General features: G+C 61.3%; 15 protein-coding genes. 3 read left to right on the top strand and 12 right to left on the bottom strand.

Annotation, left to right across the window (positions count from 1 at the left end; all coding sequences use genetic code 11):
- Positions 1-10: 10 nt before the first annotated feature.
- The 10 genes from BSZ35_RS14060 to BSZ35_RS14015 form a co-directional block, all read right to left on the bottom strand.
- Entirely contained in the window at positions 11-769 is a 759-nt protein-coding gene (locus BSZ35_RS14060) for a carbonic anhydrase family protein (RefSeq protein WP_105013035.1), read from the bottom strand.
- Positions 770-957: 188 nt separating this feature from the next.
- Entirely contained in the window at positions 958-3606 is a 2649-nt protein-coding gene (locus tag BSZ35_RS14055; protein WP_146110111.1) for a putative LPS assembly protein LptD, read from the bottom strand.
- Between the two features lie 1111 nt (positions 3607-4717).
- Complete coding sequence (locus BSZ35_RS14050) at positions 4718-5686, bottom strand: ROK family protein (RefSeq protein ID WP_105013033.1); 969 nt, start codon at positions 5684-5686, stop codon at positions 4718-4720.
- A gap of 87 nt (positions 5687-5773) precedes the next feature.
- Positions 5774-6076, bottom strand: a complete 303-nt coding sequence (locus BSZ35_RS14045) for a septum formation initiator family protein (protein ID WP_105013032.1) — start codon at positions 6074-6076, stop codon at positions 5774-5776.
- Positions 6077-6088: 12 nt separating this feature from the next.
- Positions 6089-7378, bottom strand: a complete 1290-nt coding sequence (gene eno, locus BSZ35_RS14040) for a phosphopyruvate hydratase (RefSeq protein WP_105013031.1) — start codon at positions 7376-7378, stop codon at positions 6089-6091.
- A 259-nt stretch (positions 7379-7637) separates the two neighbouring features.
- Entirely contained in the window at positions 7638-9005 is a 1368-nt protein-coding gene (locus tag BSZ35_RS14035; protein WP_258096492.1) for a tetratricopeptide repeat protein, read from the bottom strand.
- Between the two features lie 131 nt (positions 9006-9136).
- The gene (locus BSZ35_RS14030; RefSeq protein ID WP_258096489.1) at positions 9137-10498 is read right to left on the bottom strand and encodes an outer membrane protein transport protein; all 1362 of its coding nucleotides are present in this window, start codon (positions 10496-10498) and stop codon (positions 9137-9139) included.
- A gap of 59 nt (positions 10499-10557) precedes the next feature.
- The gene (locus BSZ35_RS14025; protein ID WP_146110110.1) at positions 10558-11898 is read right to left on the bottom strand and encodes a hypothetical protein; all 1341 of its coding nucleotides are present in this window, start codon (positions 11896-11898) and stop codon (positions 10558-10560) included.
- Positions 11899-12087: 189 nt separating this feature from the next.
- Positions 12088-12858, bottom strand: coding sequence for a glycogen/starch synthase (locus BSZ35_RS14020; RefSeq protein WP_105013029.1), 771 nt, complete (start codon positions 12856-12858; stop codon positions 12088-12090).
- A gap of 358 nt (positions 12859-13216) precedes the next feature.
- Positions 13217-16882, bottom strand: a complete 3666-nt coding sequence (locus tag BSZ35_RS14015; protein WP_105013028.1) for a DUF4175 family protein — start codon at positions 16880-16882, stop codon at positions 13217-13219.
- A gap of 410 nt (positions 16883-17292) precedes the next feature.
- On the opposite strand from BSZ35_RS14015, the gene BSZ35_RS14010 reads away from it, so the two are divergent.
- The 3 genes from BSZ35_RS14010 to BSZ35_RS14000 all read left to right on the top strand — a co-directional run bounded on the left by BSZ35_RS14010 (position 17293) and on the right by BSZ35_RS14000 (position 20924).
- A complete protein-coding gene (locus BSZ35_RS14010) occupies positions 17293-17874 on the top strand; it encodes a hypothetical protein (protein ID WP_105013027.1) in 582 nt (193 codons plus the stop codon).
- 306 nt (positions 17875-18180) lie between these two features.
- Positions 18181-20484: a TonB-dependent receptor gene (locus BSZ35_RS14005; protein WP_105013026.1), complete on the top strand. Its 2304-nt coding sequence runs from the start codon at positions 18181-18183 to the stop codon at positions 20482-20484.
- Between the two features lie 11 nt (positions 20485-20495).
- On the top strand, positions 20496-20924 hold the full coding sequence (locus BSZ35_RS14000; RefSeq protein ID WP_105013025.1) for a hypothetical protein: 429 nt from the start codon (positions 20496-20498) through the stop codon (positions 20922-20924).
- A gap of 108 nt (positions 20925-21032) precedes the next feature.
- Here BSZ35_RS14000 and BSZ35_RS13995 read toward each other — a convergent pair whose 3' ends face one another.
- Together BSZ35_RS13995 and BSZ35_RS19935 are read right to left on the bottom strand one after the other, a co-directional pair.
- Complete coding sequence (locus tag BSZ35_RS13995; RefSeq protein WP_105013024.1) at positions 21033-23501, bottom strand: heavy metal translocating P-type ATPase; 2469 nt, start codon at positions 23499-23501, stop codon at positions 21033-21035.
- Between the two features lie 114 nt (positions 23502-23615).
- Positions 23616-23948 (bottom strand): methyltransferase, encoded by a 333-nt coding sequence (locus BSZ35_RS19935; protein ID WP_258096482.1) that lies wholly within the window; start codon positions 23946-23948, stop codon positions 23616-23618.
- Positions 23949-24485: the final 537 nt, after the last annotated feature.

Here is a 24485-nt window from a genome sequence, read left to right as displayed (position 1 = left end):
ACAACGGCCCTCACGGCCCCACGTACACCAGCCGCCGGTCGCCGAGAGGATGTACCGGCCGGGTATTGGCGTCGTGCTGCGCACGAAGCGTCGTCAGTTGCTCTTTGGAGATCTGGATCGGATGATCCATCACGATCCAGCGCACGATTTCGCTGCAGGGCGGCCTGGTGAGCGATCCATCGTAGGTGTAGTAGCTCTGCCGATCGGGAAGTAGACGACCGGCGTTCACTGCAAGCGTGGTACCACGCCCCTTACCCCAGTCCTCCAGCGCGGGATGATCTTCAGGCCCCTCCTCCCCCAAAATGCCGAGTACGGCCAATTGCTGATCCCCAGCCGTGTGCACGAGATGAATCTCCGCGGCGTACCTAGTGCCGTTCACCGTATGCTCACTCGGCGTATGCCCGTGAAACTGCTGCAACTCGTAGGATGTCCCGTCGAGGGTGAGTTCCCCACCGGTGGTGTTCACCTGAATGGCATGCCCCGTATCCACGACCTCGCCCGGCTGCGTAGAATATGAGGTGCTGAGCGTACTGGGAGCGTCAGGAGCCTCTGCCCCTGCCAGATTGATGGGGGACTGCTCCGCTCCATCACAAGCCGCGTAGGCGTCGGACAGGGTCGCCCACTGATCCGGTCCGGTTGGTCCTTCATAACTCCAGGCAGCAGTGCTGGTAACGGAGGTGCGGTCCTTTGACTCCGACCTCGAATCCTCGCAACCAATGAGGAGGAGCGGAACGATGGAAACAGTACATAAGAAGCGAACAATGCACATGCCGATGCTCCGACTGGGGCGTGAGACTGGAGCATTTTACAACCTGCTTGCATTGATCGGGATCCCTCCGTTACGGAGAGTGGGCGTCAGACAACACCAGGGTTCCTGGCCTGCAATCTCTCGCCGATCTCCCGCACACGGGCTGCCCCCATTTCCCGCGTGTCCGGACGCAAGCAACGTGTCCCTGTTTAGAAGCGACTGCCTCCTCCCATGCCCCCAGCCCCCGCAGCGCCCTGCACCGTGCCGCGAAGCTGCTGTCCAAAGCCTCCAAGCCGCCCCTCGCCGCCCTGGTTCGGAATCTGGAGTTGGAGCAGTTGCGACAGCTGCCCACTGCTAACCTGAAGGTTGAAGCCGTACTTCTGATATCGACCGAACGGCACCCAGTGGAACGACATATTCCAACATCCCAGGCTGCGCCCGATGTTAATCCGAGTCGTTGAAAGCTCTCCTTGAATAAAGTCGTAGCCCGTGTTGCCTCGCACCCGCCAAAGCGGCGTCACGTTCAGTGTAAAGCTTACCCCGAGCGTTGCCGTACGATTCGTAACCTTTTTCCGGGGTTTCTGGAGTCCATAGTTAAAGTTGAAATTTAGACTCCAGGGCAAACTTAGCTCGGTGATCTGCGCGGACGACGGATCCTGCCCTCGCCTCTGCGATCCTTGTCCGCTTCGCCGCCCCCGCTGGGATTGCCGGCGCCCCCCTTGATCGCCACCCGAAAAGTCGGCACTCATGCTCACATCGAATCTCGTCAGGCGCACCGGCGTGAGTGGACGTTCCGCCACCATGAGCCGATCGATACGCCGAAACGTACGCTGGTCGCCCCGCGACCGGGCCCGAAGGGCATAAGGCGAGAAGCTCGACTGCACAGAGATATTGAACGGATCGATCTTCGTACGAGCGTTCAGGCCAATGTTATTGCCCACCCGAAAGGAGTCGGCAGCAAAATTATACGAGAGACCAGTGATGTCCAGATTTAGCAGTTGGACCGTCTCCGAGCGCTGCCTGGACGTGGTATCGGAGCGAATGCGCTTGGTCTCGAAAACATTGCGGAGCGAGAAGTTGAGGCTCCACTGCTTTGTGCTGTTGCGAACGAAATTCCCCCCGACAATGTCGTACCGGCGCCCCCCTTGCACTGAGTCGGGGGGCACTGGGGTGCCATCCTTGAACCGAAGGAGCCGTGTTCGCCCCCAGAACGGCGCATTGAAGTTGGGCTGGTAGTTCATCGACAAGGACGGATTGAGACGGTGGCGCAGGCCCTGAAACGGACCCACGCCCACGGGAAACGTCCCAAAGAGCTCTGTGCTCGCCGAAAACGACGTGTTAAAGTTGCGGCGGGCGTAGAAGCCCGGAACCGTGCGCTTCTTGATTTCCCCGACCCCGCCTGTGGAATCCCGCTCTGCAAAGCGGCGCACGGTGTTGAGGTACCAGGTGGAGTTGTAACTCGCATTTGGCGAGAGCGAGAGATTGTACCGGTCCACCCGAAACGACATATTGAGCGGAATGCGGTGGGTCGCCTCGAAGTCGTACAACCGGTCGTCGCCGGTGGCCAATCGGTACTTCTCCCGGTTCCCCAGCGCCTCGTACCAGCTAATATCGGCCCGGGCCACCGAATCTGCGAGGGTCGAGTCGCCGCGTTCTCGCAACTGCTGTGGATCGCGCGGGGTAAAGTTGTATCGGTTCCGCACGTCGAGCTGGTAGGAGGTCGTAAGCTTCTCGTACCACCGCTCGTCCCCTACGCGCTGCTCCTGCTTAAAGGGCTTGAAAGAGTTCTGGGAGAAGCCCAGGTTCGGCAGAGTCATCTGCACCTCGCCGCTTTGAAATTGCTGACTCTGGCTGGCGTTCAGGTTAAACTGCCGCCCCCCGTTCGGCCAACTCTTGCGGTAGTTGACGGAGGAGGACACGTCCTGCCGAACGGCATCGTCGTAGTTGTCGCTGTTGCGACGAGCAAAGTCGCTCGACGTGGCGAGATTGATGTCTCCGTTCAATGAGGCGGTCGGCGAGAGATCCTGACTGTGGTTCCAGCGCAGTTGGCCCTCGTGTCGGCGAACGGGATTCGGGTCTTCGGGCTCCCCGATGCGCACCCGCCGGTACGTAAGCTGAAAGTTTCCGTTGTACTCGTAGCGCTTCCGATACCGGAAGCGGGGCCGGATCTCATAACTCCCCTTCGACCAGACGCTCGCCCGAAGGGTCAGATCCGTGTAGTCATTCAGGGCAAAGTACCAGCCCCAGTTCTGGAGATAAAACCCCTTATTGTCCTCGCCGTACTCCGGAGGAAGCGGTCCACTTCGCCGTCCCTGCACATTGGGTAGAAACCCAAAGGGGAGCCAAAGCGGGGTGGGAACGTTGAAGAGGTAAAGTTGAATCGGACCGGTATACACCCACTTCTCCGCTAGCTTCATCTCCTTGGAGCGCAACGAGTACGAGGGCGTCACGTCCGGCGGACAGTTACAGGTTGTGTAGGTGCCCCCTCGCACGAACAGAGTGCTGTCCTCATACATCTTTACCGCCCCGCCCTGCACATATCCATCCCGCCGCTGCGTGCGGGCGTCCACCACCCGCCCCCGCTTTGTGCTAAGATTATACGAGAGCACCTCGCCGGTAAAGGACTGTGCCCCGCCTCCCCTGCCCCCCGACCCACCGCTGCTCCCCTGCCCTGCTCCCCGGTTAAAGACGGGACGCCCCCCCTGTGCCGTATCAGTGGGTGGCCCCGTGGCTTCCATCGTACTGGTTTGGAAGTTCATCTTAATGATCCGGGACTTCAGCGACGCCCCCTGATAGGACATGCGAGCGTTCCCGTGCAAGGTGCCGTAGTTGCCCCCGCTGCTGTCAGTCCGAATCACCAATGAGTCTCGTGCAGAAAAGGATACGGCGTTTGCATTTTCTCCCCCCGCAGTCCCCGGCATTCCCGATGGTCGCGCACTGCTGGACGACCCGGTCCGCGAGGCTCCTTGCTGCACACTGTCAGGGACCGCCGACGTGGAACGAGACGGAGGGGGATTTGCTGTAGTGTCGGGACGCTGCTGAGCCGATACGCCCTGTACAATCCCAAAGAGAAGGAAGACACACGCGAGTGCCACTCGCCTGACGCGGAGACGATGCCGCTCCTGCTGCCGCTCGCCCTCCCCCCAATCATACACACGTCCCGTCCGGTTGCCCCAACGGAGCAGACCGGATCGGATCCCCCCCCGGGAGGAGGTCTCGTCGAAACGGTTGTGCGAGGTCACTGAGGGCCCGCGCGGTGCCATTGGTGCGGCGAAGAGCAACAAAGAACCACAACTGCTTTGAATCCCCCCTACTTCCAACAGCAGAGAGGGTTCGGTGAAGATTCTCTCCCTGCCGACTCTATGGAAAAACGCGGCTCCCCGTTCGCCCCTCCGGCCCGGGATTGCGCATTGTGCTCTAGTGGTGCGCAACGTTTTCCATGTCGATAGAACGATGGCCAGTAGACTGTATTCAGGCCGCAGAATGCCGCATTCAACACAGCGTGTTCAATTCGGCATCCCCCTCCCTCATCTTGACTGACCACTAGCGTTATGCTCTATATGCGAATGCTACATATGCGAATGCTACGTGCATCCGCTCCGACCTGTGCTCGGGCTGCGAGAACATCGACAGCGGCTGTGGAGACGAGCGCAACTGAAAACGGGTGCGTCTCTACACCATTGAACGACTGGCGCGACGGACGGAGCGCACGACTCTGTTGCGGCGTGAGACATGATTCTCGTCGTCGCTCCTGAACATCTAGATGTCCAATCCCGACTTAGAGCCCACCTAAAGTACAGTCTGGCTTAAATTGGTCAACTGGATGGGCTCTGGCCCCCGCGATTGCCTAGAACAAGTCTGGCCACTAAGTGCAATCAAGAGCAACGACGGTGCCGTTTTCCTGGGGGAGGAGAGTATCCCCAAGGATCTGCACATACGTCCCTATACTACAGCACGTACCAATTGGGACTAAACATGCGCCTCGCGTCCCTCAAAGGCCAGGCGGGCTGCCCCCAGAAGACTAACCTCATTGCCCAGTACTTCCTGCCGAATGGTGACATCGTCCCGCAGGCCGGGCATCACGAAGTTGGGCAACGTTTCCCGTGCCGGCTCCAGAATGAAGTCCCCCGCTGCGGACACCCCTCCGCCCACCACAACGGTCCGGATGTCGAGCAGGTTGATGGCCGCCCCCAAAACACATCCGAGTTTGTGCCCTGCCCAGGCCAGAATGCGCTCGGCAGCCTCGTCTCCCTCGCTAGCGGCCTCATACAAGATGCGAGGATTGAGTTGCTCGAGGTCGCCATCCACGAGGTCGTGCAAAAGGCTATCCGGATAATTCACGAGCCGGTCGCGCGCATGGTCGGACAGAAACTTCTGTCCGATGTACCCTTCGATGGCCCCAGCCACACCCGTGTTGGCGTACGGTCCCTCGTAATCGATGGTCATGTGCCCAATTTCGGCCGCCCCCCCGGTGCTCCCTCGGAAAATTTTATTGTTGTAAATGATGGCTCCACCAACGCCCGTGCCCAGCGTGACCATGATGAAGGAATCGACCGAGCGGCCGGCCCCATGAAAGGCTGAGCCGAGCCCCGCAACGTTTGCATCATTCTCGAGAATGACAGCAACGTCGCCGAGCTGCTCCCGAAGCAGCGACGTAAGATTGACCGAATCCCATCCCGGTAGATTCGGCGGACGCGTGACCGTAGTGCGCTCCCAGTTGATGGCTCCGGGCGACCCAATGCCAATCCCCCGAATCTCCGCAGGGGCTTGCGTTCGCAACTCATCAGCCAGAGCTGCGATGCGATCGACGACGTGCTGAGGCCCTTGGTCGGCCTCCGTCGGTCGTTGGGTAATCTCCTCAATTCCATTCTCGCGGTGGACGAGGGCCGCTTTGAGGTTTGTGCCTCCAAGGTCAATGCCGACGGCGTACGAACTCATAAGACAACGGGCAGGACGAGCGTATGACAGTATTGGTGGAACGACAATCCCCCTCGCCGAACGGGCGACCACTCCGTCGAACAGACTCTATTTGCTTTCCTTCAGTCGGTAGATGGTTTCGTCCGGGCGTTTCATGCCGTACTCCTCTCGAGCAATCCGCTCAATAAGAGAGTCGGAGAGGGGCCGGTCCAGCTTTTTCCGCAGGCGCCGGATGTCCTGACGGAGCTGCTCATTCTCAGTCGAGAGGCGATCGTACTCCTGGTGCCACTGGTAGCGCCGGAGCAGGCTGTGACTGTCGAAGAAGGCAATCCAGATGAGAAGGGCACACACTCCCCCTCCGATGAGCCAGCGGCGGAGGCTCTTCTTCGAGGTCGGCCAGGGAATACGCATGGTGAACGGGAATCAGCTCGTGAGCGGAAAGGCATCGAGGCCCGGAAACTCGGCAGCTGCGCCCAGCTGCTCCTCGATACGCAGCAACTGGTTGTACTTCGCGACACGGTCGCTGCGGCTCGCCGATCCCGTTTTGATCTGTCCGGTACTGAGGGCGACGGCCAGATCCGCTATGGTCGTGTCCTCCGTCTCCCCGGACCGGTGGCTCAGGATCGCCGTGAACCCATTCTTATGAGCCATCTCCACCGCGTCGAGGGTTTCAGTCAGGGTCCCGATCTGGTTGGGTTTTACCAGAATCGAATTGCCGCATCCCTCGTCAATGCCACGCTCAAGGCGCTCGGTGTTCGTCACAAAGAGGTCGTCCCCCACGAGTTGCACCGTGTCTCCAATGGCGTCCGTCAGCATCTGCCAGCCCGCCCAGTCGTCTTCGTCCATCGCGTCCTCGATGGAGAGAATGGGATATTCGTCGGCCCAGTTGCTCCAATACTCCACCATCTCTTCGGAGGAGCGGGGATTGCCAGGGTCGCTCTTCCAGAACACGTACTCGCCGTCCTCACACATCTCGGCGGTCGCAGGGTCGAGGGCTACAAACACGTCCTCGCCCGCGGTAAATCCGGCCGCCTCGATGGCCTCCACCACGAGTTCAATTGCCTCCTCGTTAGACCGGAGATCGGGGGCAAAGCCACCCTCATCGCCCACCGCCGTGCTATAGTCCCGGTCGTGAAGTACACCACTGAGGGTGTGAAAGACCTCCACGCCAACGCGCAGCACCTCGGCAAAGGACGACGGGCCGACCGGCGCAATCATGAATTCCTGCATGTCGACGTTGTTGTCCGCGTGCTCCCCTCCATTGAGGATGTTCATGAGGGGAACCGGCAGCGTTGAGGCTCGAGCCGTCCCCACGTACCGGAAGAGCGGAAGGCCAAGCGTAGCGGCAGCGGCCTTGGCGGTCGCGAGGGAGACGCCCAGCAGTGCATTTGCTCCAAGCTCCGACTTGTCTTCCGTCCCGTCGAGCGCGAGAAGCGTCCGGTCAATTGCCACCTGCTCCAGTACGCTTCGGCCCTCCAGTTCCGGTGCAATGGTCGCGTTCACATTGTGCACGGCCTTGGTGACCCCCTTTCCTCGAAAACGGTCCGGGTCTTCGTCTCGGAGCTCCACGGCCTCATACTCCCCCGTAGACGCCCCGCTCGGCACGGCCGCTCGGCCCAGTACGCCGTCCTCGGTGGTCACATCCACCTCAACCGTAGGGTTGCCGCGACTATCCAGAATCTGACGAGCAATGACGGATTGAATGGAAGCCATAGGTGCTGAGATCGTCCGAAGCAGGGTGATGAAAACGTATGGAGACACCGGCCGACCGTCGTCGTTTCCGGACAAGGTCCGCCGGTTCCGAAACCGCCCTCAATGTAGGCGAACAGGGGGGAAAAGTACAAGGGGACGTCCCGATCCGATCGAACCCCCATCCCCAACGAAAAAGGCCGACGAGTGCGAACACTCGCCGGCCTCAATGATCAGTCCTCAATCCATAATCGCAGATCGGTACGTCCGCTCCGATGCAAAGCTACGGTGCCTGGCGGACAGTGGTCGTCTCTCCGATCCAGGAGTAGCAGCCGTAATCGATGGTGAAGCTGCCGCCCTGCTCCCAATCTTCCCGGTAGAAGATGTCCTCCTGCGTGGGAAATACCTTGCGGTAGCTCTGGATCTTATTGTTGGCAATGGACTCAATCGAGGAATCTACCCCGATGGCCTGCTCATACTTGTCCACGGCCGCCCAGTACACAGCCTTGTCCTTCCGGCTGAGCTCCCCGCCACTGCACTCATTGACGGCCCGAGCGTAGAGGTCGCCGATTCCGATGAGAGCCCGCGCAAATTCGGGGTCCGCATCGAGTGCCTTCCGATACTCTTGACGGGCCTTCGAGAAGCTGTTCATCTGCTGGTAGGCCTGTCCGCGCTTGAAGTAATCCTCGGCCTTCAGCTCTGCCCCCTGCTCGGCGGCCTGGCTGTAGGCTTCGAGCGCCGCTTTCGGACGTCCGTCCTCCAATCGCATCTCGGCAATTTCTCGCACCGTCTCGGCCGGCGGGTCGGTCTCCATGAGCTTGGGGGCAAGCTTCGACGCCTTCTCAATGTTGCCCTGCTGTACGTACGCATCGAAGAGCGACTGCATGACCCCGGCACTGTCCGGATATGCCTTCATCTGCTTCTCCAGATATTTGACTTTTGCCTGCGGGTTCTTCCCAAAAATATCGTTTCGGACAGAGGCAAGAATCTTTTGCACCTCCTCGTCGTCTCCCCGCTTCGACTCGACCGTCTCTACGAAGTCGAGGGCCTTCTGCTGATTGTTGTTTTCGAGATATCCCCGAAGCACCTGTTGAATGTAGTAGGGATCGACCTCCTTCGGCGCAAGCTCAAACGCGTTTTTGTAATGGACCCGATAGTCTTTCAGTGCATCCGTACTCAGGTCCGGAAGGGCATCCTGATGCTGTTGGAGGAATCGTCCCTTTCGGATTTCCCACGAGTACTCGCTGTACGTGAGCCCGAGCTCCTCCATCTTTTTGGGCGCCGTGGCGAGAACCGTAGCGGCCGTGTCGAGATAGGCCCGGCGGCTCTCCTCATTGCTTGCTTTCTTTGCAAGTCCTTCGTAGAGCTCAAAGTACCGGCGGTAGTTGCGGTCGCCCCCGTCCGGAAATCCGGGCGCGTTTTCAATCATCCACTCCAGGTCGCTCTTCGCACTCTGGAATTCGTCGTTTTTAAAGCTTTCGTAGTAAAGGCTGTAATGCATCGCCTTCTGCTGCTTGCTCGGGCCGGAGTCCTGCGCCTGAGCAGGGTGACCGATCAAACTCAACGGCATCAGAAGGCCAAGCGTCAGCCCAAGGACATGCGTTAACAGAGACGAAAAACGGTCGGCAGGGGACATATCGGGAGTGTTCATCTGTCTTATATATTGTACAGGCCACGACAGTTAGACTAGACGCCTACGGGCGGGTTTCGGGAGTTCCGCCTGCCCACATGCGTCCGCTGCGTAGGGTCAGCAGCGGAAACACAGGACCGGCATCAGAGCAATTATCGCAGCTTACGTTCTTGGAACCAGCGTTCACCGAAGTTCACGTGAAGAGAGACCCCGTAAAAGGTATCCTTCACGAGCGAGCCGGACGTGGTGCCCCGCGTACCGGCAGTGAGGTTTAGGTCAATCCGCGTGCCAGAAAGAGAGGTCGGCAAGCTTACCCCCCCCGTAACCGCATAGGTATCGAGGTCGGTTGTGCCGTTCGGCCGAACGTACATGCGTTCGACGTAGGCCCCCAGCCGGTAGGCCACTCTCGCAAGGTAGCCCGCAAGCTGGTCGGTGCCAGCCGGCATCACCTCCGTCCCAACCGAAGCGCGCCAGCGATCGGTGAGGGTGCCGGTGCCGCCCACCGGAAACGAGCGTGCAAAGGTCCCGCCCTGTTGGAACGTCGTGGTAAAGGTGCTCCAGGGCTCGTAGAGCCCGTCCGCCGTGAAGGTCCAGCGCGCATTCGGCTGATACGCCACCCCAAACCGACTGCGCCAGGGAAGCGACACGTCGCCGTCCACTGAGGACAGAGTATCGGACGCGATGGGACTGCCTTCCGCAAGCGTCAGCACGCGGGTGCCGTTCAGGGTGGTCGGGAGCATCACCGCTCCTCCAACTGAGAACGCATCGTCACTCTGAAAGACGTTGTTCAGCGCCAGATGGGCCCCGACCGTTCCCCCGACCCCGACCAGACGCACCCGGTCGGAGGTCGTTACGTCGCGAATGGGGACATTGCCAAACTCCGTGCTCCGTTTGCTTTCCATGATGCCGAAGACCACATCGGCGCTGGCCCCAACCCGCAGAAAGTCTGTCACGCGATACCCCAGCCCGCCCCGGAACCGATGAAGGCCGCCGGTGCCCCGAAAGTTGACATCGTAGGGCACCTCTGCCACCCCGTCGTCGGATGAACTCGGGGGGGAGACCTGGAGATCGAGGCGTCCGTTCTTTCGCGTCCGGAAATTGCGCTGTGTGTACGGCTGGAACGACAGGCCCACTCCAAGGGTCTGATCGTAGAGCGGAAAGCTAAACTGAACCGCTTCGATCTGCCCAGAAGAGAGGTAGCTCGTCGGATTGCCCCCATCACTTGCGGCAATGCGCTGGACCCCGACCCCGGCCGAGAGGCGAGTGAAAATCTGATCGCTCCACAGAGCCGGGTTGCCCATGGCGTTGTAGTTGAGACTGCGAAGGGCATAGGCTCCACCGCCCATCGCTTGGCTCTGGGAGGAGGAAAAGTCCTGTAGAGTTCCCAGGCCGAAGCGGGAGTAGATGGACCCGTCGCCGTTGGATTGAGCGTGCACCGGCCCGGCACTTCCCAAGAACAGCAGGACGACCAGGACGCCACTCCACACAACACCGCGGGACGAAAACAGCGACATAACCACAATTTCGAGTTTGCTCCAAGACAGCAGAACGAACGCCTCGCTGAGGGAGGCTGCTACAGGGGGGTCACCACCAGCGTAACCCGGGGCAGGATGTCTGTATCTCCTCCTGCCGGGGCGTCGGTGCGTACGATCGCCGGAAGCGTGCTGGGAAGTCCTCGCCGTACCGTTTCACGGTCGGACGGAGAGGCCGTCGTCCGCTCGGCCAGCTCCACCCGGAACGAGGAAAAGGCCAGCGGTTCGGCGACTCCGCGATTAAAAATGGAGAACGCAACATCGGATGCGGCTCGTGCCGCCGAGGGAACCCAGTCGGGATTGGTGGGAATCAGGCACGTCTGAGCCGACTCCGGCAGTACGAAGAGCCCAAATTGATTACACGCTGGACTACTCGGCCTCCGAACGGCCCGAATGCGGTACCCGCTCGGAAGGGGCCGCACGAACGAATCGGGCATTCCCTCAAGAGAGGCCTGTGTCTGTATCGTGTCGATGGGCACCGTAATTTCGGCCCGGTTGAGGGGGGTATTTGATTCCCGAAGCGAGTCGAGCACTTGGCTGTCACTCCAGCTCATGTAAAGCCCGCGCCCTACTCCATCGAGCAACACCTCAGAGCCCTCATCCGGCGAAACGCTTGGGCTTCCGGATGCCTCAATGTGAGTGAAGGCCTGGTCGAGCTGGTAGTCGACCGATCGACTCCGACTATCGGTGCGGATGCGAAGCTGAGCCGTACGGTACTCAAACCCGACCACCACGTTTCCATTCGTCGGCGCCACCTTCAACCCATAGAAGTTGTCCTCCAGGTTGGCCGAGGGATTCAGAAGGGTGCCCTGGTGCTCCGCGATCCAAGACGACGGCAACGAAAGGGTGACGAGCGAGTCGGTGGGCGAAATCGAGCCGGTAGTAATGGGCCCACCCTCCGTCTCAAATGTCGTGTCGGCCGGCGCCCGACTCATTTCCACTTCTTGCGCGAGGTCATAGAGCTCAACCTGCAGCGTCGATGAAGAGTCGCCATGCAGGTACGTAGTCGTGAGGCGAAGCTCGGCCTGCAGCGTATCGGGATCGGCACCCTGAATCGCCTCCGGCACGGCATCCGTCGAATCGAGGTCCAGATATCCGTCCGCCCGGATTTGTCCCACGAGCGGATCATCGACTCGACCCGTCAGAAAACGCCACGTCCGGCGCTGGTCGGGCGGAGCAACGGCCGGGATCGCATAGCCCGTGGCGGCCGGGAGCGTATTCCCCGCAAGACTGTCGGCCAGGAGCTCGAACGACTCCGGATCCCCTCCTTCCAGGGGATCGCCGACCTCCGACCCCACGCCGGTGAGGTCCGAACAGGCACTAACGACGAAGAGCAGTACAGCACCGCAGATCGCCGCGGTTGCGAGGCGGGTATACTTCATAGACACGGTCCTTTTCCAAAAGGGCAGGACACAGCAAACGACCGTCCCCCCACGATTATTCTTCCCGTCGGGCGACGACCATAGAGAAAGCTGCCCATCGCTCTGCAGCCCCCTCGTAATCGTGCTTGGGGAAGAAAAGCCCTACGATGAATGTCCCCGTAAAGCAGGGTGTTTCTGGACGACACGCCGCTACGCAGGGACTTCACTCAGCATTTGATCGTAGAGCGACGCAAGCTGAGTCCCGTGCTTCGTAGCATCGGCATCAAACTGGGACGCCCCATCCACCGCAGGGATCCCCGGCGGAAGAATGGATGCGTCGGCGTGCTGGAATCCGATCTCCGAGACGGTTGAAGAGGCGCTCCCGTCAATCGAAAGCCCCATGCTCGCGGCCAAATCAGCAGGAACGGAGGTTCCCGGGTCCTGGTCGTCGGGGGTGAAGACCGACTGGGGACTGCCTAGATGTTCTCGGTCCCCATATTCCGATTCAAGAAGAAGGGGAAGGAGCCCTCCCATCCATCCAAGCGAGTGAATGAAGTCGGGCCCCCACCGAAGCTTTTGAATGGTTTCGAGGGCAGCTCGGTTGAAGAAGAGCGCGCGACGGAAGACATCATCGAACGAGGGCCGGTTCTCGTCCACCGAGAGACTGCCGTCGCCGAAGTAGGCCTCATGATCCATGAAGTAGACCTGCAGTCGCACATCGGGGACAGAGGCCACTTTCACGATGAGCGTTTCGGTGTCATCTCCCATTGGCACGTCGGTGCCCGATAGGCGAATAACCTCGTGCAGGTTGTGCTCTCGTTCGTCAATGGTGCCGTAACATGGCATCATGACGCGGGCCTGAAAATCCCCCGCACCCTGCAACTGCTCGGGAAGCATTCGAGCCAGAGATGCGATCGAAGAGGTTTCGGCAAAAGGCGTAACTTCACCGGCGACGAAAAGAACGCGTCTGGATTGAGCCATACGAACGAAGGCAAGCTTGGAATGAATGAACTGACCGGAAAACGAACCCGCTCCGAGTGCTTCGCGCCCCGGAGCCTTCTACGACCGATCACTTTCCTGCAAACGCCGGGGCCTCACAGACACACCCGCACCGGAAGGAATGCATGAGCGGGCGTGTGTCCCCAAACGAAAAAAGGCGTAGTGGCAGCAAACGGACTTCTGATAAAAAACGAAGCATAATAGTATACCGGTGGGGACCTCCAGAATCAACGTAGAGCCCGGTTAAACACGGATACCATCGTCAAGACCGTGAAAATATTGTTTTCTCGGTGGCGGTCCACGAAGGGCGGACGAACCGCGCGCTGTCTCATCACTCCCCTCACGAGCCCGCGGAATCGGCTGGTGTGGTCGGTTCCTCTTGCTGCAGAAGCTCAAAGTAGCGCTTGATGAGTTCCTCGTAATCGGAGCTATACCCCATTTCCAGAGCACGAATCAGGTCTCGCCGCAGCTGGTCGGCCTCCTCCGTTTGCGGAAGCTCGCCCGGCCGGTTCCGATCGTATTCGTCCTCCGATCGTCGCCCCTGCCGCTGCTCTTGCTTCCCTTGGGTACGGAGGGATTTCTGAGCGTTGAGAAGCCGAGTAAGAATCTGTTGCTGGCGCTCGACAAGATCTCGCGAGTGGCGCCTCTGATCGAGCTCCTGTGCACTTTTCTCCATCTGCTCAGCGATCTTCTGAAGATCGCCCATAATTTGTTGTTTCGCCTCGCTGCCCACCTCCATATTTTGGAGCTGCTGCTTGATGCGGCGCTGCTGCTTGGCCAACTCCTTTCGGCGCTTCGCCTGGTCCGGGGTCAGACGCTGTCCCTTCACGTTGTTCAGGTGCTGCTGGATTTGCTGATTGAGCTTCTGCTGCTGACCGGACATCTGCTGCAGCTGCTGGCGCATCTGCTGCATCGACATGCCGCTGCCGGACCCCTGCTGGTTCTGCAGCTGCTCTAGGAGGTCGGAGATGAGAATTGCCAGCTCGTTCAGGTGCATCATCGAGGTCTTCTGATGCCCGGTGGCCCGGCTGGCGTTGCGCTCGTCCAGGGCCGTCATGGCCGTTTCCATCGCTCGGAGCGCATTGCCCGATTTCTTTCGTACCTCCTTCGTCATCTGGGGCACCCGCTCAGCAATCGACTCGAGGGAGTCGGTCACTGTTTTGAGTCCATCCGAGAGGACTTTCTGGTCCCGGGCATAGGAGCGCAGCGTCGGCCCCTCCGCCGCAAGATCGTCGATCGTGGTGCGGAGTGACTCTTGACGCTTGGAGAGACGAAGAGTATTTTCGAGGGCGGTGCGAAGACCGGCAAGGTTAATCTGTCGCTGCTGGCCCTGCATCTGGCTCTTCATCTGCGATAGCTGCTTCTGCATCTTCTGCAGGGACTGCTGCATCCGCTGCTGGCCTTGCTGGGCGTCCTGCAACTGGTTCTGCCGGAGCTGCTGACTGTTCTGCTGCATCTGTTGCGGCAGGTTCTGCCGCTGGAGCTGTTGGTTCATCTGCTGGAGCTGCTTCTGAGGGGCCGACTGTACGTCCTTCATCTCCTGCCGGGCCTTCTGTAGGGCCTCCTGCAACTCCTTCATCTTTTTCGCCGCCCGCTCCTGCTCAGACGCTAGGTCTTCGTTTTGGCCGGCCCTCTGCTGGGCCTGTTGCTGCTGCCCGCCCGTCTGTTGGGCTCCCGCTTGTCGATTTCGGTTCTGCTGTGGATCCTGCCCGTCCCGCTGCTGGCCAGACCGGGCCGTCGAATCCGAAGAAGGAGCCTGCTGCCGTGCCTCTCGGGTGGAATCGGCAGACGGTTGCGTGGCGTCAGACGACGTTTTCCCTGCCTTCTCTTGCTCAGAGGCCCGCTGCTCCTCGGCACTGGTCTGTTCGCCCGCCGACTCGTTCATTCGCTCCTGTGTCTTTTCCCGCAGCTTCTTCTGCAGCTCGCTCATCTCTCCAGCGCGGCGCGCCATTTCTTCAAGCTTTTGCTGCGCCTTCAGTTGCTTGAAGAGCGAGAGGGTCCGATCCAGTCGCTTGCGGTACGATTCCTGACTCTTCTGTACCTTTTCCATCGATTGCTGCATCTGGCGCAGGTTGTTGTTCTGCATCGCCTTCCGCAGCTGCTGCAGGGCCTGCTGTAGCTCGGGGGACTGAATCTCTTCGATTACGCGCTGCAGCTCCTGAAACTGTTTGCTCAAGTCGGAGCTCGACAGGCCATTTCGCTGCATCTGGCGGTTCATCTTCTGCATCTGCTTCGACAGCTTCTCGACGCCCCTGTCCATCGACTGCTGCTTCTGCTGGATGCGTTGGAGCTGCTGTCGATCCTGCCAGTCGGCCTCCCGTGTGCGACGCAGTTCCCGACGCAGCTGCTGAAACTGCTGCTGGACCGAGTCGGAGCGCTGGCGGAGCTTTTCCATCTGCTCGCCCGCCTGCTCCTCCGTCTCGTTCAACTGGTCGTACTGCTCGGAAACGGACGGCATGCGGAGGCGCTGAGTGGTCGTGCGCCCACTCTTGGGTCCGTTCACCGTGTCGTTGTCCCAGGCCTGCACGTAGTAGGAGATCACGTCTCCCGGCTGCGGGTCGAGCCCAGTATCCTGCGCCAGCAACCACTCGTGTGCGATCGTCTGACTGGTCTGGCCCGGACTCGGCAGCGGGAGCGTTATCGACGAGTACGACGCCTCCTCCTCCCCAAATCGCTGCTCGGAAAGCCGGTAGTAGAGCTTCGCCTGCGTAAAGCCGTAGTCGTCGCTCAACTGTACGCGAAGGGGCTGCCGGAGGGCATCGGTCAGGTCGGTGGGGCCGGTCGGTTGTAAGAAGCGTACGGACGGTCGGGCATCCGATTGCAGCGACATCTGATACTGGATCGGGTCCCGATTGTCGGTGCCCGCCGTGCTTTCGAGGCGCAGGTGGTACGTTCCCTCTCGCTGCAGCGAGAAGCGCCCGCGCGCCGTTCCGTCCCGCACCTCCAGTAGACGCGTATCGTCGTTGTCGAAGACGAGCCGCGCATTCTCGACGGACGGCCCCCCAAGCGCGGCCTCGACCGTTACCTGGGTCCCCGGCACCCCGGCGACGTCGCCCACGTTCGGATCGAGCGTGCGGCTGGGAAGGCCGGTGTAGGACGGAGGCGTAACCGTAAGCTGGAGACGCCGCACCAGCGGCCGCCTGGCCACCTCTACGCGGTACCAGTCCGTCTGGACTGGGGCCGTTCGTACCCGGTACTCGAAGGCCGTCCGAACAGTGGGAACGGAATGACGAAACGTGCCGGTCGAGTCCGGACGAAGCGAAATTTGCTCGGGAGCAGCCCCCGCCTCCGTCCGGCGCTCCAGGGTCATCTCGGTCGGAGCAGCCCCCCTTGCCCGAACGGTAATCTCGAGGGAATCGCCCCGCACGAGACGCACGCTGCCCGGTGCCACGGAGAGCTCGAAGGGGGCCGGCCGGTCAAATTCGGTAGCCGGGGCTAGAAGGCGCTCCGATGCATTTAGGAAGGTCGAGGGAGCAATCAACAAAAACGCCAGAACCCCGGCCAGGGGAAGCGAGGCGAGGCGAAGGGCCCGCTGTGCTCGTCCGAAGTTCTCCACCTCGTCGAACGATACGTCATCCAGGTCCTCCGCCAGATTCTGGACGGCTCGGTCGACGAACGGAGCCGGAGCATGGCTCCGCTCGCCCTCTGCCAGCTGAAGCAGGTTCACCAGCCGATCCGCCACGTGCGGGTGATGATTCCCAACCTTTCGGGCAACCTCCTGGTCGGAGGGACCGGGAAGCAGGCCAATCAATCGTCCGAGCGGGCGGGCAAGAAGAGCTGCCCCAACCCCAACCGTAACGCTGCCAACGGCGGCGGCAAGAGCCGTTCGGGCCGCCGTGCCGAGCCAAAACGTCGCTTCGAGTAGAGCCGCCAAGCCCCACCCTCCTGCAACCGTGCCTACGGCGACAGCAGCCCCGAACGCGAGTTCCGCCCACGTCATGCGGCGAGTGGTCTGCTGTAACCGGGCGCGAAGACGATCGACGAGGCGGGCCGTCTGCTCACTCATTGAACCATTGGGAAGCCGGTGCAGGAAACGACGGGACGGTCGAGGAACAACAAGCACTCGGTAGGCACTCCCCGTTCCGGAATGAGTACCATCCGGCTACACGGGGTGTTTCTCTGCGGGCAGGATCGTTTCACGAACGGACGACGCCTCTCGCGCGTGAAAAGAGCGGAAGTCCGCACCGGAGCCGTTGAAACACTCCCGCGCATCGCGCACCTTATTTTTCGTGGATCTCTTACGGCCAGTCCCCGAATATGGGCTGCAGGAATCGAATTCCGCCTGCGTGCGTCCTCGTTCCGGTTCTCTGAGGCATTCGCAACCCGGACGATGCCTTGTGCATTCCGATGCGATTCCCGCTGGCTGCCCGCACTCCTCCAAACATGTACTCGCCCACTCACCGCCCGCGCTTGGCCATGACCCGTTCCTCGTTCCCCGTCGCCGTCCTTCTTGCAGGGGCCCTGCTACTCGTAGGCTGCCGCACCTACGGCGACGCCGGCTACCAGTCCGAGCAGAAGACCTATAATGCAATTCAGCAGACGGTCCAGCAAATCGAGCAGGATCTTGGACGGGCCCAGTCGGACCTTCGCCGCCTCGAATCGGCCGCCGAATCGACGGATACGCTGCGGGCCCTCGCCGAACGCTATCGGTCGCTGATTGCCTCCCACGAGGCGGTGCTTGCCCAACACCGCGAGCAGGCTGATCGCTTGACGGGGGAGAGTGCCCACCGTACGCTGCACCGCATTTACGGAGCAATGATTACCGACCGGCGTCTTCTCCAGCGCCAGTATGAGCGCACCACCCGTAAGGTATGGGCGACCGTTCGAGGGACCTCCATTCCGCGCGCGCCAACCCAACTTCCGAGCAGCTACATGATCACGCCGGTTCGCTTCCCGCGCACCGACAGCCCAACGGCCATCAGCATGACCGAGGCACTGGAGGGCGTAGGAGGAACCCCGGGCCTGCAGATGGAAGAGCAAACCGGGAGCACCGAGTAAGGGACGTTTTGATTTTTGGTCGGATTGAAAATCGGAGAGGTGTTTCGCCGATGGGGGACCAATAATAGTTCGGAAGCCCTCACTCCAGACGCATCTCGACGATCTGCGGTTGTTACGCTCAGCCTAAAATGCGATCGTGTCAACTCAAAACAGTCTCTAAGAAGCTGTTTTGATTATAAACGATGCTGTACTGGGCGGGAAAAACGACTGCGAGCATTTTAGCCCCCTTGCTCCGGCCTGTCCCAACGGGTAGCCACTGGCACCAGGAGACGACATTTTCATCTTCACCAGCACAGCCGATCGTTTATGCATCCCCCCACGCTCGGCCAACTCGTTATTCTCGCGGTCCTCCTTCTCGGACTCGGGACCGAACACACCCAAGCACAGACCGGGACGGTTCGCGGAACGGTCGTAGAGGCCCGCACGGAAACGCCTGTGCCCCGCGCCAATGTCGTGCTGCGACAAGACGACCAGCGCTGGGGCACAAGCACAGACTCGACCGGAACGTTTCAGCTTCGCGTTGCCCCGGGCCAATACCGCATTGAGGCGTCCGCTCTCGGGTTTCAGACCCAAGGCCAATCGATTGTGGTGCAGGCGGAGCAAACGCAGCGTCTCTCCCTCGCGCTTGCTCCTCGCCGGTACTCGCTGAACGAAATTGTCGTTGCCGGCCGCCAAGGACGAACAACCCAGTCCGTCTCTACGGTCCAGCGCATTGACGCACGCACCATTGAGCAGCAGGATGCGGCAGATGTCTCGGAACTGGCGCCGCTGGTGCCGGCCACTCACGTGCAGACGAATTCGCGGGGACAGACCATTCTCTACTTCCGGAACGCGGGCGACCGCCAGGTCGGTCAGTTCTTCGATGGGGCCCTCCTCAACATCCCCTGGGACAATCGGGTGGATATTAGCCTCATTCCGGCGAGTGTGGTTGAGGAGATTACAGTCACGAAGGGCGTGCCCTCCATTCGGTACGGCGCCAACGTCCTCGGCGGCGCCGTCAATTTCCAATCCCGCACGCTCGACGCACCGGGACGAAAAACCGAACTGACCGGGGCCGTCGGCACCGCCGACCAACGGCGTGCCACGGTCACCCACCTGGGACGCACGGAGCAATGGGACTACACGGCTGCCGTTCAATATTCGGCCCGGGGCGACCAGCCGCTTCCCCGCAACGCCACCCTCGAAAACAACCAACCCCTCGACGACCGCCGCGTGAATACCGACCGACGGCTGCTTAGCGGCTTTGGACGGGCGAGTTACCGCTTTGCTGACGGAGGACAGATGGGACTGTCGCTCCTCCACGTAAATGCAGAGCAAGGAGTGGCACCGGAAGGAAACGCCACGGATGCACAGTCGCGCTACTGGCGATATCCCCTCTGGCAAAAGTCCACCCTGATCTTGAGCGGACAGACGCCCCTCGGCACGAACACGTCGGTTCGAGGGGCCGCGTGGGGAAGTCGTTTTGCCCAGGACATTGCCGACTATCGCAGTGTTCAGTACAACGAATTGGTGAGCACGCAGCAGGGACGCGACCTCACGGCGGGGGCACGCCTGATCGGCACCCAGAACTTCCCCCTCGGGAGCCTCACGCTGGCGGTCAATGGGCTTACGAGCCAGCACGAGAAGACGACCATTCCTAATGGACCGTCGGATTCCTCGGCCGACTCAACAACAGTCTTTCAGCAACACATCGTTAGCGCGGGCCTCGAATACAACGCCCAGGTCCATTCGCAGATCGAGGTTTCAGCCGGCGTCAATCTCGACGGAGCGGACTACCCGGAGACAGGCCCGTTTCCGGAGCGCGATCCGTTTTACGCCTGGGGGCTTACCTCCGGAGTGCGTGCCGACCTGTCAGAGAGATGGGCTCTCCGTGCGGCAGCGGGGCGCAAGAGCCGGTTTCCCACAATGCGTGAGCTCTATGGTGCGGCCATCGGAAAGTTTGTGCCCAATCCAACCCTCAAACCCGTCACCGCCTGGATTGGGGAAATCGGCATTGAGCGTCGGACGGCGTCCTTCTCCGTCGAATCCACCGCTTTCCTTAATCGAGTCAAGAACACGATTGGAAAGTGCACCGTCCGTCTTCAAGCCCCAATTGACGCGTGTAGCGTCGGGCAAAGAAGCACACTAACGCCCGATGATACCCTGAAGGAACGACGCATCAACCTGCAGGGCGCACGCATCTATGGCCTCGAAACGACGGTCCGCTGGACCCCGACGGACGCACTCCTGCTAGACGGAAATGTGACGTGGTCTCACCCCAGGGGCATTACGGAAAACGGCCGCGTCCAGCGACTCGACGAGAAGCCGTCCTGGCTGGGAACCGGCACGGTGTCGTACGACTTCTCGTTTGGGCTTTCTCTCACGGGACAGGCTCGATACACCGGCGGCGTGTACGCTCGAAATGAGGAAAACGTGTTTGTAACCCTCCCCTCTTCTCCCTCCGTCTTGTTGAACTCCCGCCTCAGCTACGACCTGGCCTCCTTCACGGACGTTGTTGGAGGGAGCATATACCTTCGCGGCGAAAACCTGACCGACGAAACGGTCTACATTGGACTGGGGCTTCCCCGACCGGGCCGCTCCTTTCGCGTCGGCGTGAATCTGACCCTGTAAGCCTCTCCGCTATGCCGTTCTCCTCTTCGTCGTTTGTGCCGGGCGTGCTGACCGCCCTTCTCGCGGTGGGACTCGTGGGGTGCCAACCGCCCACGCCCCCGTCGAAGGCCCCCGCGCAGTATAACCAGCTCGTGCAGCGCGCCGTTGCGCAGGCCAAAGCGCAATCCGACTCCTCCCTCTTCTGGCTCCGCAATACCGGCAACGCCCAGGCCCGCAGTCTCATGCTCGACCTCGGCGTGGACTACCTTCGCTATGACCGCGAGGCTAATGTGCTTTGCGCCTGGTCGGGTGAGGGGCTCTGGCCCGCTCGAGGGTACGTAACAGCCCCTACGTCCCGGACAGTAGTCCCTCCCGACTCGATCGGCGTGCTCTGCAACATTGAAGGGACCTGCACCGCCGAGCCGGTAACCAAGCAGTGGCACCGATTCCGGTGTGAGTAGCGTTTGCGTCTGAGTGTTCATGCACGTGGGAGCCTGTGGCTCCTGCGAAAGTGGGCGCCCTCGTCGACTTTGCCAATTGTCGCCCACGCGCCGCTGCTCTCCTCGTCTTTACGCTTCGTATCCCAGCAGCCGGAGCGCATTGCCCACCACGAGGAGCGTCGACCCTTCGTGCAGCACCACGGCGGGCCCGATCTGCAAACCGAAGATCGTAGCCGGCACGAGAATCGCGACCATGCCTAGCGCCAGCCACAGGTTCTGCCGAATGACGCGGCGGGTCCGTCGCGAGAGCCCAACCGCAAAGGGGAGTGGATCGAGTTTGTCGGCCATCAAGGCGACGTCGGCCGTCTCCAATGCCACGTCCGACCCGGCGGCGCCCATTGCAATGCCGACCGATGCGTTCGCCATGGCCGGAGCGTCGTTCACGCCGTCGCCCACCATCGCCACGTCTTCCTCCTCTCGGAGCTGCTGTACCGCCGTCACCTTATCGTCGGGCAACAAATCGCCGCGTGCTTCGTCGATCCCTAGCTGGGCTGCCACGGCATCCACCACGCGCTGGTTGTCGCCCGAAATCATGATCATGCGCCGGATGCCGAGGTCCCGTAGGCGCTCTACCATCGCCGCTGCCTCTTCTCGGGGCGCATCGGACAGCCCAATCACGCCAAGGTAGCGTTCGCCCTTCTGCACGATCATCGTCGTCCGGCCCTCCGACTCCAACGATTCCACCTGCTCACGGATGGGCTCGGGAAGAGGCGGACCTGGCACTCTCAGATCACCTTTCTCGTCAAAGAGATCGTCCTTCCCCACGTAGACGGGCTCGCCGTCCACCGTGGCTTTGACGCCCTGCCCCGTTACGCTCTCCAGGTCGGATGCAGCCGCTCCCGTGTCGTCCAGGTGCTCTTCTCCGTACTGGACGACGGCCTCCGCCAGCGGGTGGTCGCTGAGGCGCTCGACAACGACAGCGGCGCGCAGAAGGTCGGCTTCGGACGTATCGTCATAAGGCCACACGTCGGTCACGCGCGGCTCGCCTTCGGTGAGGGTGCCGGTCTTGTCAAAGGCCACTGCCCCCAGGCGGCCGAGCTGTTCAAGCGGGCCGCCCCCCTTCACGAGCACACCGCTCTGTCCGGCGCGTGCAACGCCGCTGAGAACGGCGCTCGGCGTAGCAATAGCCAGGGCGCACGGGCTGGCGGCCACGAGTACGGCCATCGCGCGGTAGAAGCTGTCGGCAAATGTCTCGTCGAGGGGCACCCAGGCAAAGAGCAGAAGCACCACGAGGCCCAGGACGGAGGGGACGAAGATGCGCTCGAAGCGGTCGGTGAACCGCTCGGTGGGCGATTTGTCGGCCTCCGCCTCCGTCACCATCTGCACGACCCTGGAGATCGTCGTTTCGTCGGAGGGGGCCGTCACGCGCACGTCGATGGCACCATTTCCGTTGATCGTCCCAGCGTACACCCGATGCGTGGCGCCCAGGGTGTCGGGGGCTTCCATCGCCGCGCCGGGATCGTCGACCGGCGTCTTGTCAACGGGCACGCTCTCCCCCGTCACGGGCGACTGATCAACGGCACTCTCCCCCTCCACCACGATGCCGTCCGCCGGGATGCGTGCGCCGGGCTTTACGAGCACGGTGTCGCCCACCGCCAGCTTCTCGACTGGCACCTCCACCTCCTCCCCATTCCGTCGGATGAGCGCCGTGTCGGGGGCCAGTTCCGCAAGGCTCTCGATGGCCTGCCGGGCGCGTCCCATCGCGTAGTGCTCCAGGGCATGGCCGAGCGAAAAGAGGAAGAGCAAAAACGCTCCTTCCAGCCATTTTCCAAGTACTGCTGCCCCCACAGCCGCCACCAGCATCAGAAAGTCGACCTCAAACTCGCCCACTCGAAGGGCGTCGACGGCCTCGCGGACCGTATAGTACCCGCCGAAGAAATACCCGACCCCATATACGGAAACAGCGACCCATCCCGGCACAGCTCCTACGAACGAGACCCCGAATCCGGTGACAACACAGAGACCTGACAGAATCGCAAAGATCAACTCGGTCTGCTCGCCAAACATCCCACCGTGGTCATGATCGTGATCATGATTTTCTTCTTCATGATGATGCCCGCCTGCTCCTACGTCGCGCACGTCAATCACGTCACCGCGAACCCGAACGCCCATCGAGCGCAGCGTCTCCCGAATCGCCTGCTCGCTGACCGCCGATCGGACGAATTCCACGCGGATCCGCTCACTGGCACTCGCCTCCGCCTCCACCACCCCCTCGATTCGGCGCAGACGCTTGGCGATGGTCCGCGCCCGACGGGGGTGTGAAATGCCCTCGACGCCCCAAACGAGGTGCCCGTACTGGTCGGTGATCTCAGAGCCCAGGCTCTTGGCCATCTGCCGGATGCGCGACAGCGAGATCGTCTCCGGATCGTAGTGCACGCAGAGCCGGTCCGCGGTCCCGTTCTCGGCCGGGGCCACGTGCGCCCGATCGATGCCGGCGTGCCCCTGCAGGCTTGTCGTGAGCCGCTCCACGCACGCATCTTTGGCGTCCGGCACATCGGGCAGAAGAATCGGAAGGTCGAGTTGAATGCGGTCGGACATGGTTCGTCTCGGTGCGTTGTGGTGCGGCGCTTTTGCGGTCCTTCTGAGGCAGTGCTCCTCTCAGCAGGACGTATTGCGTGATGCGTATTGCGTGAACATAGATGGCGGATGAGGTCATCGATCTACGTCCGAAACGACCCCGAGAAAGCGGGGATGGCACTCCTTGTAGCGGCGGTAGGCCTCCCCGTACTGCGTTTCGAGCCACGGCTCCTCGGCGAACGGAGCGAGAATGAACCAAATCGCGCCTACGGCCGCGACGATTGCCGCCAATCGCGAGTCAGTCAGCACGACGTACCCAATCATCAGCAGGAGGTCACCGACGTAGCCCGGATTTCGAGAGATCGCGTACGGCCCCTCCGTGACCAACTCGGCCTCCAGCCCCAGAGCCGCGCGGTGCCCGATGGAGCCCATCGCGTAGCTGGCGATCCAGCCCGAAACTTCCGGCATCGAGCCCGCCCACGACGAGAACCCCAACGAAGGCGAGGGAGAAGAGCGTCCACGTGCCCCGGTACTGCCACGTCTGCCGTCCGGGCGGCGGCCAGATGCGCAGAGACGGAACAGCCAGCGTCACTAGCACCGTGAGGTCCAGCAGAAGCGTGACCGCCAGTGTGCTCCCAAACACGATCGCCATCTGACTACCTGTCAATGTATGAGCATATGTTCATTTGTTAGAATAGAGAGAACATAGATTGTTTCGTACAGACCCATCCTGAAACGAACCGATCACTTCCAAAAGCAGAGGCCCCTTGTTCTCAAACTGGATGGCCAGGCCAGTCCCATCTGGTGCTCCCGCGTCCCTGTCACACTGGGGACGGAAGATACATCTTCAGAGCGTCAAGGTCGAGGACACTGCGCCCGTCCTCGCACACACACAGACGTGAACGCCGAGCCCCAGCGTCCAAATTCGGTCTGAAGTGAAATAATTGGACGCATACAGAAGACCTCGTGCACGAGCTCCGCGAAGGCGGAGCCTATAGAACGTCC

It is taken from the genome of Salinibacter sp. 10B (genome assembly GCF_002954405.1).
Taxonomy (GTDB): Bacteria; Bacteroidota; Rhodothermia; order Rhodothermales; family Salinibacteraceae; genus Salinibacter.
This window is presented reverse-complemented; position numbering and strand designations above follow the sequence as displayed.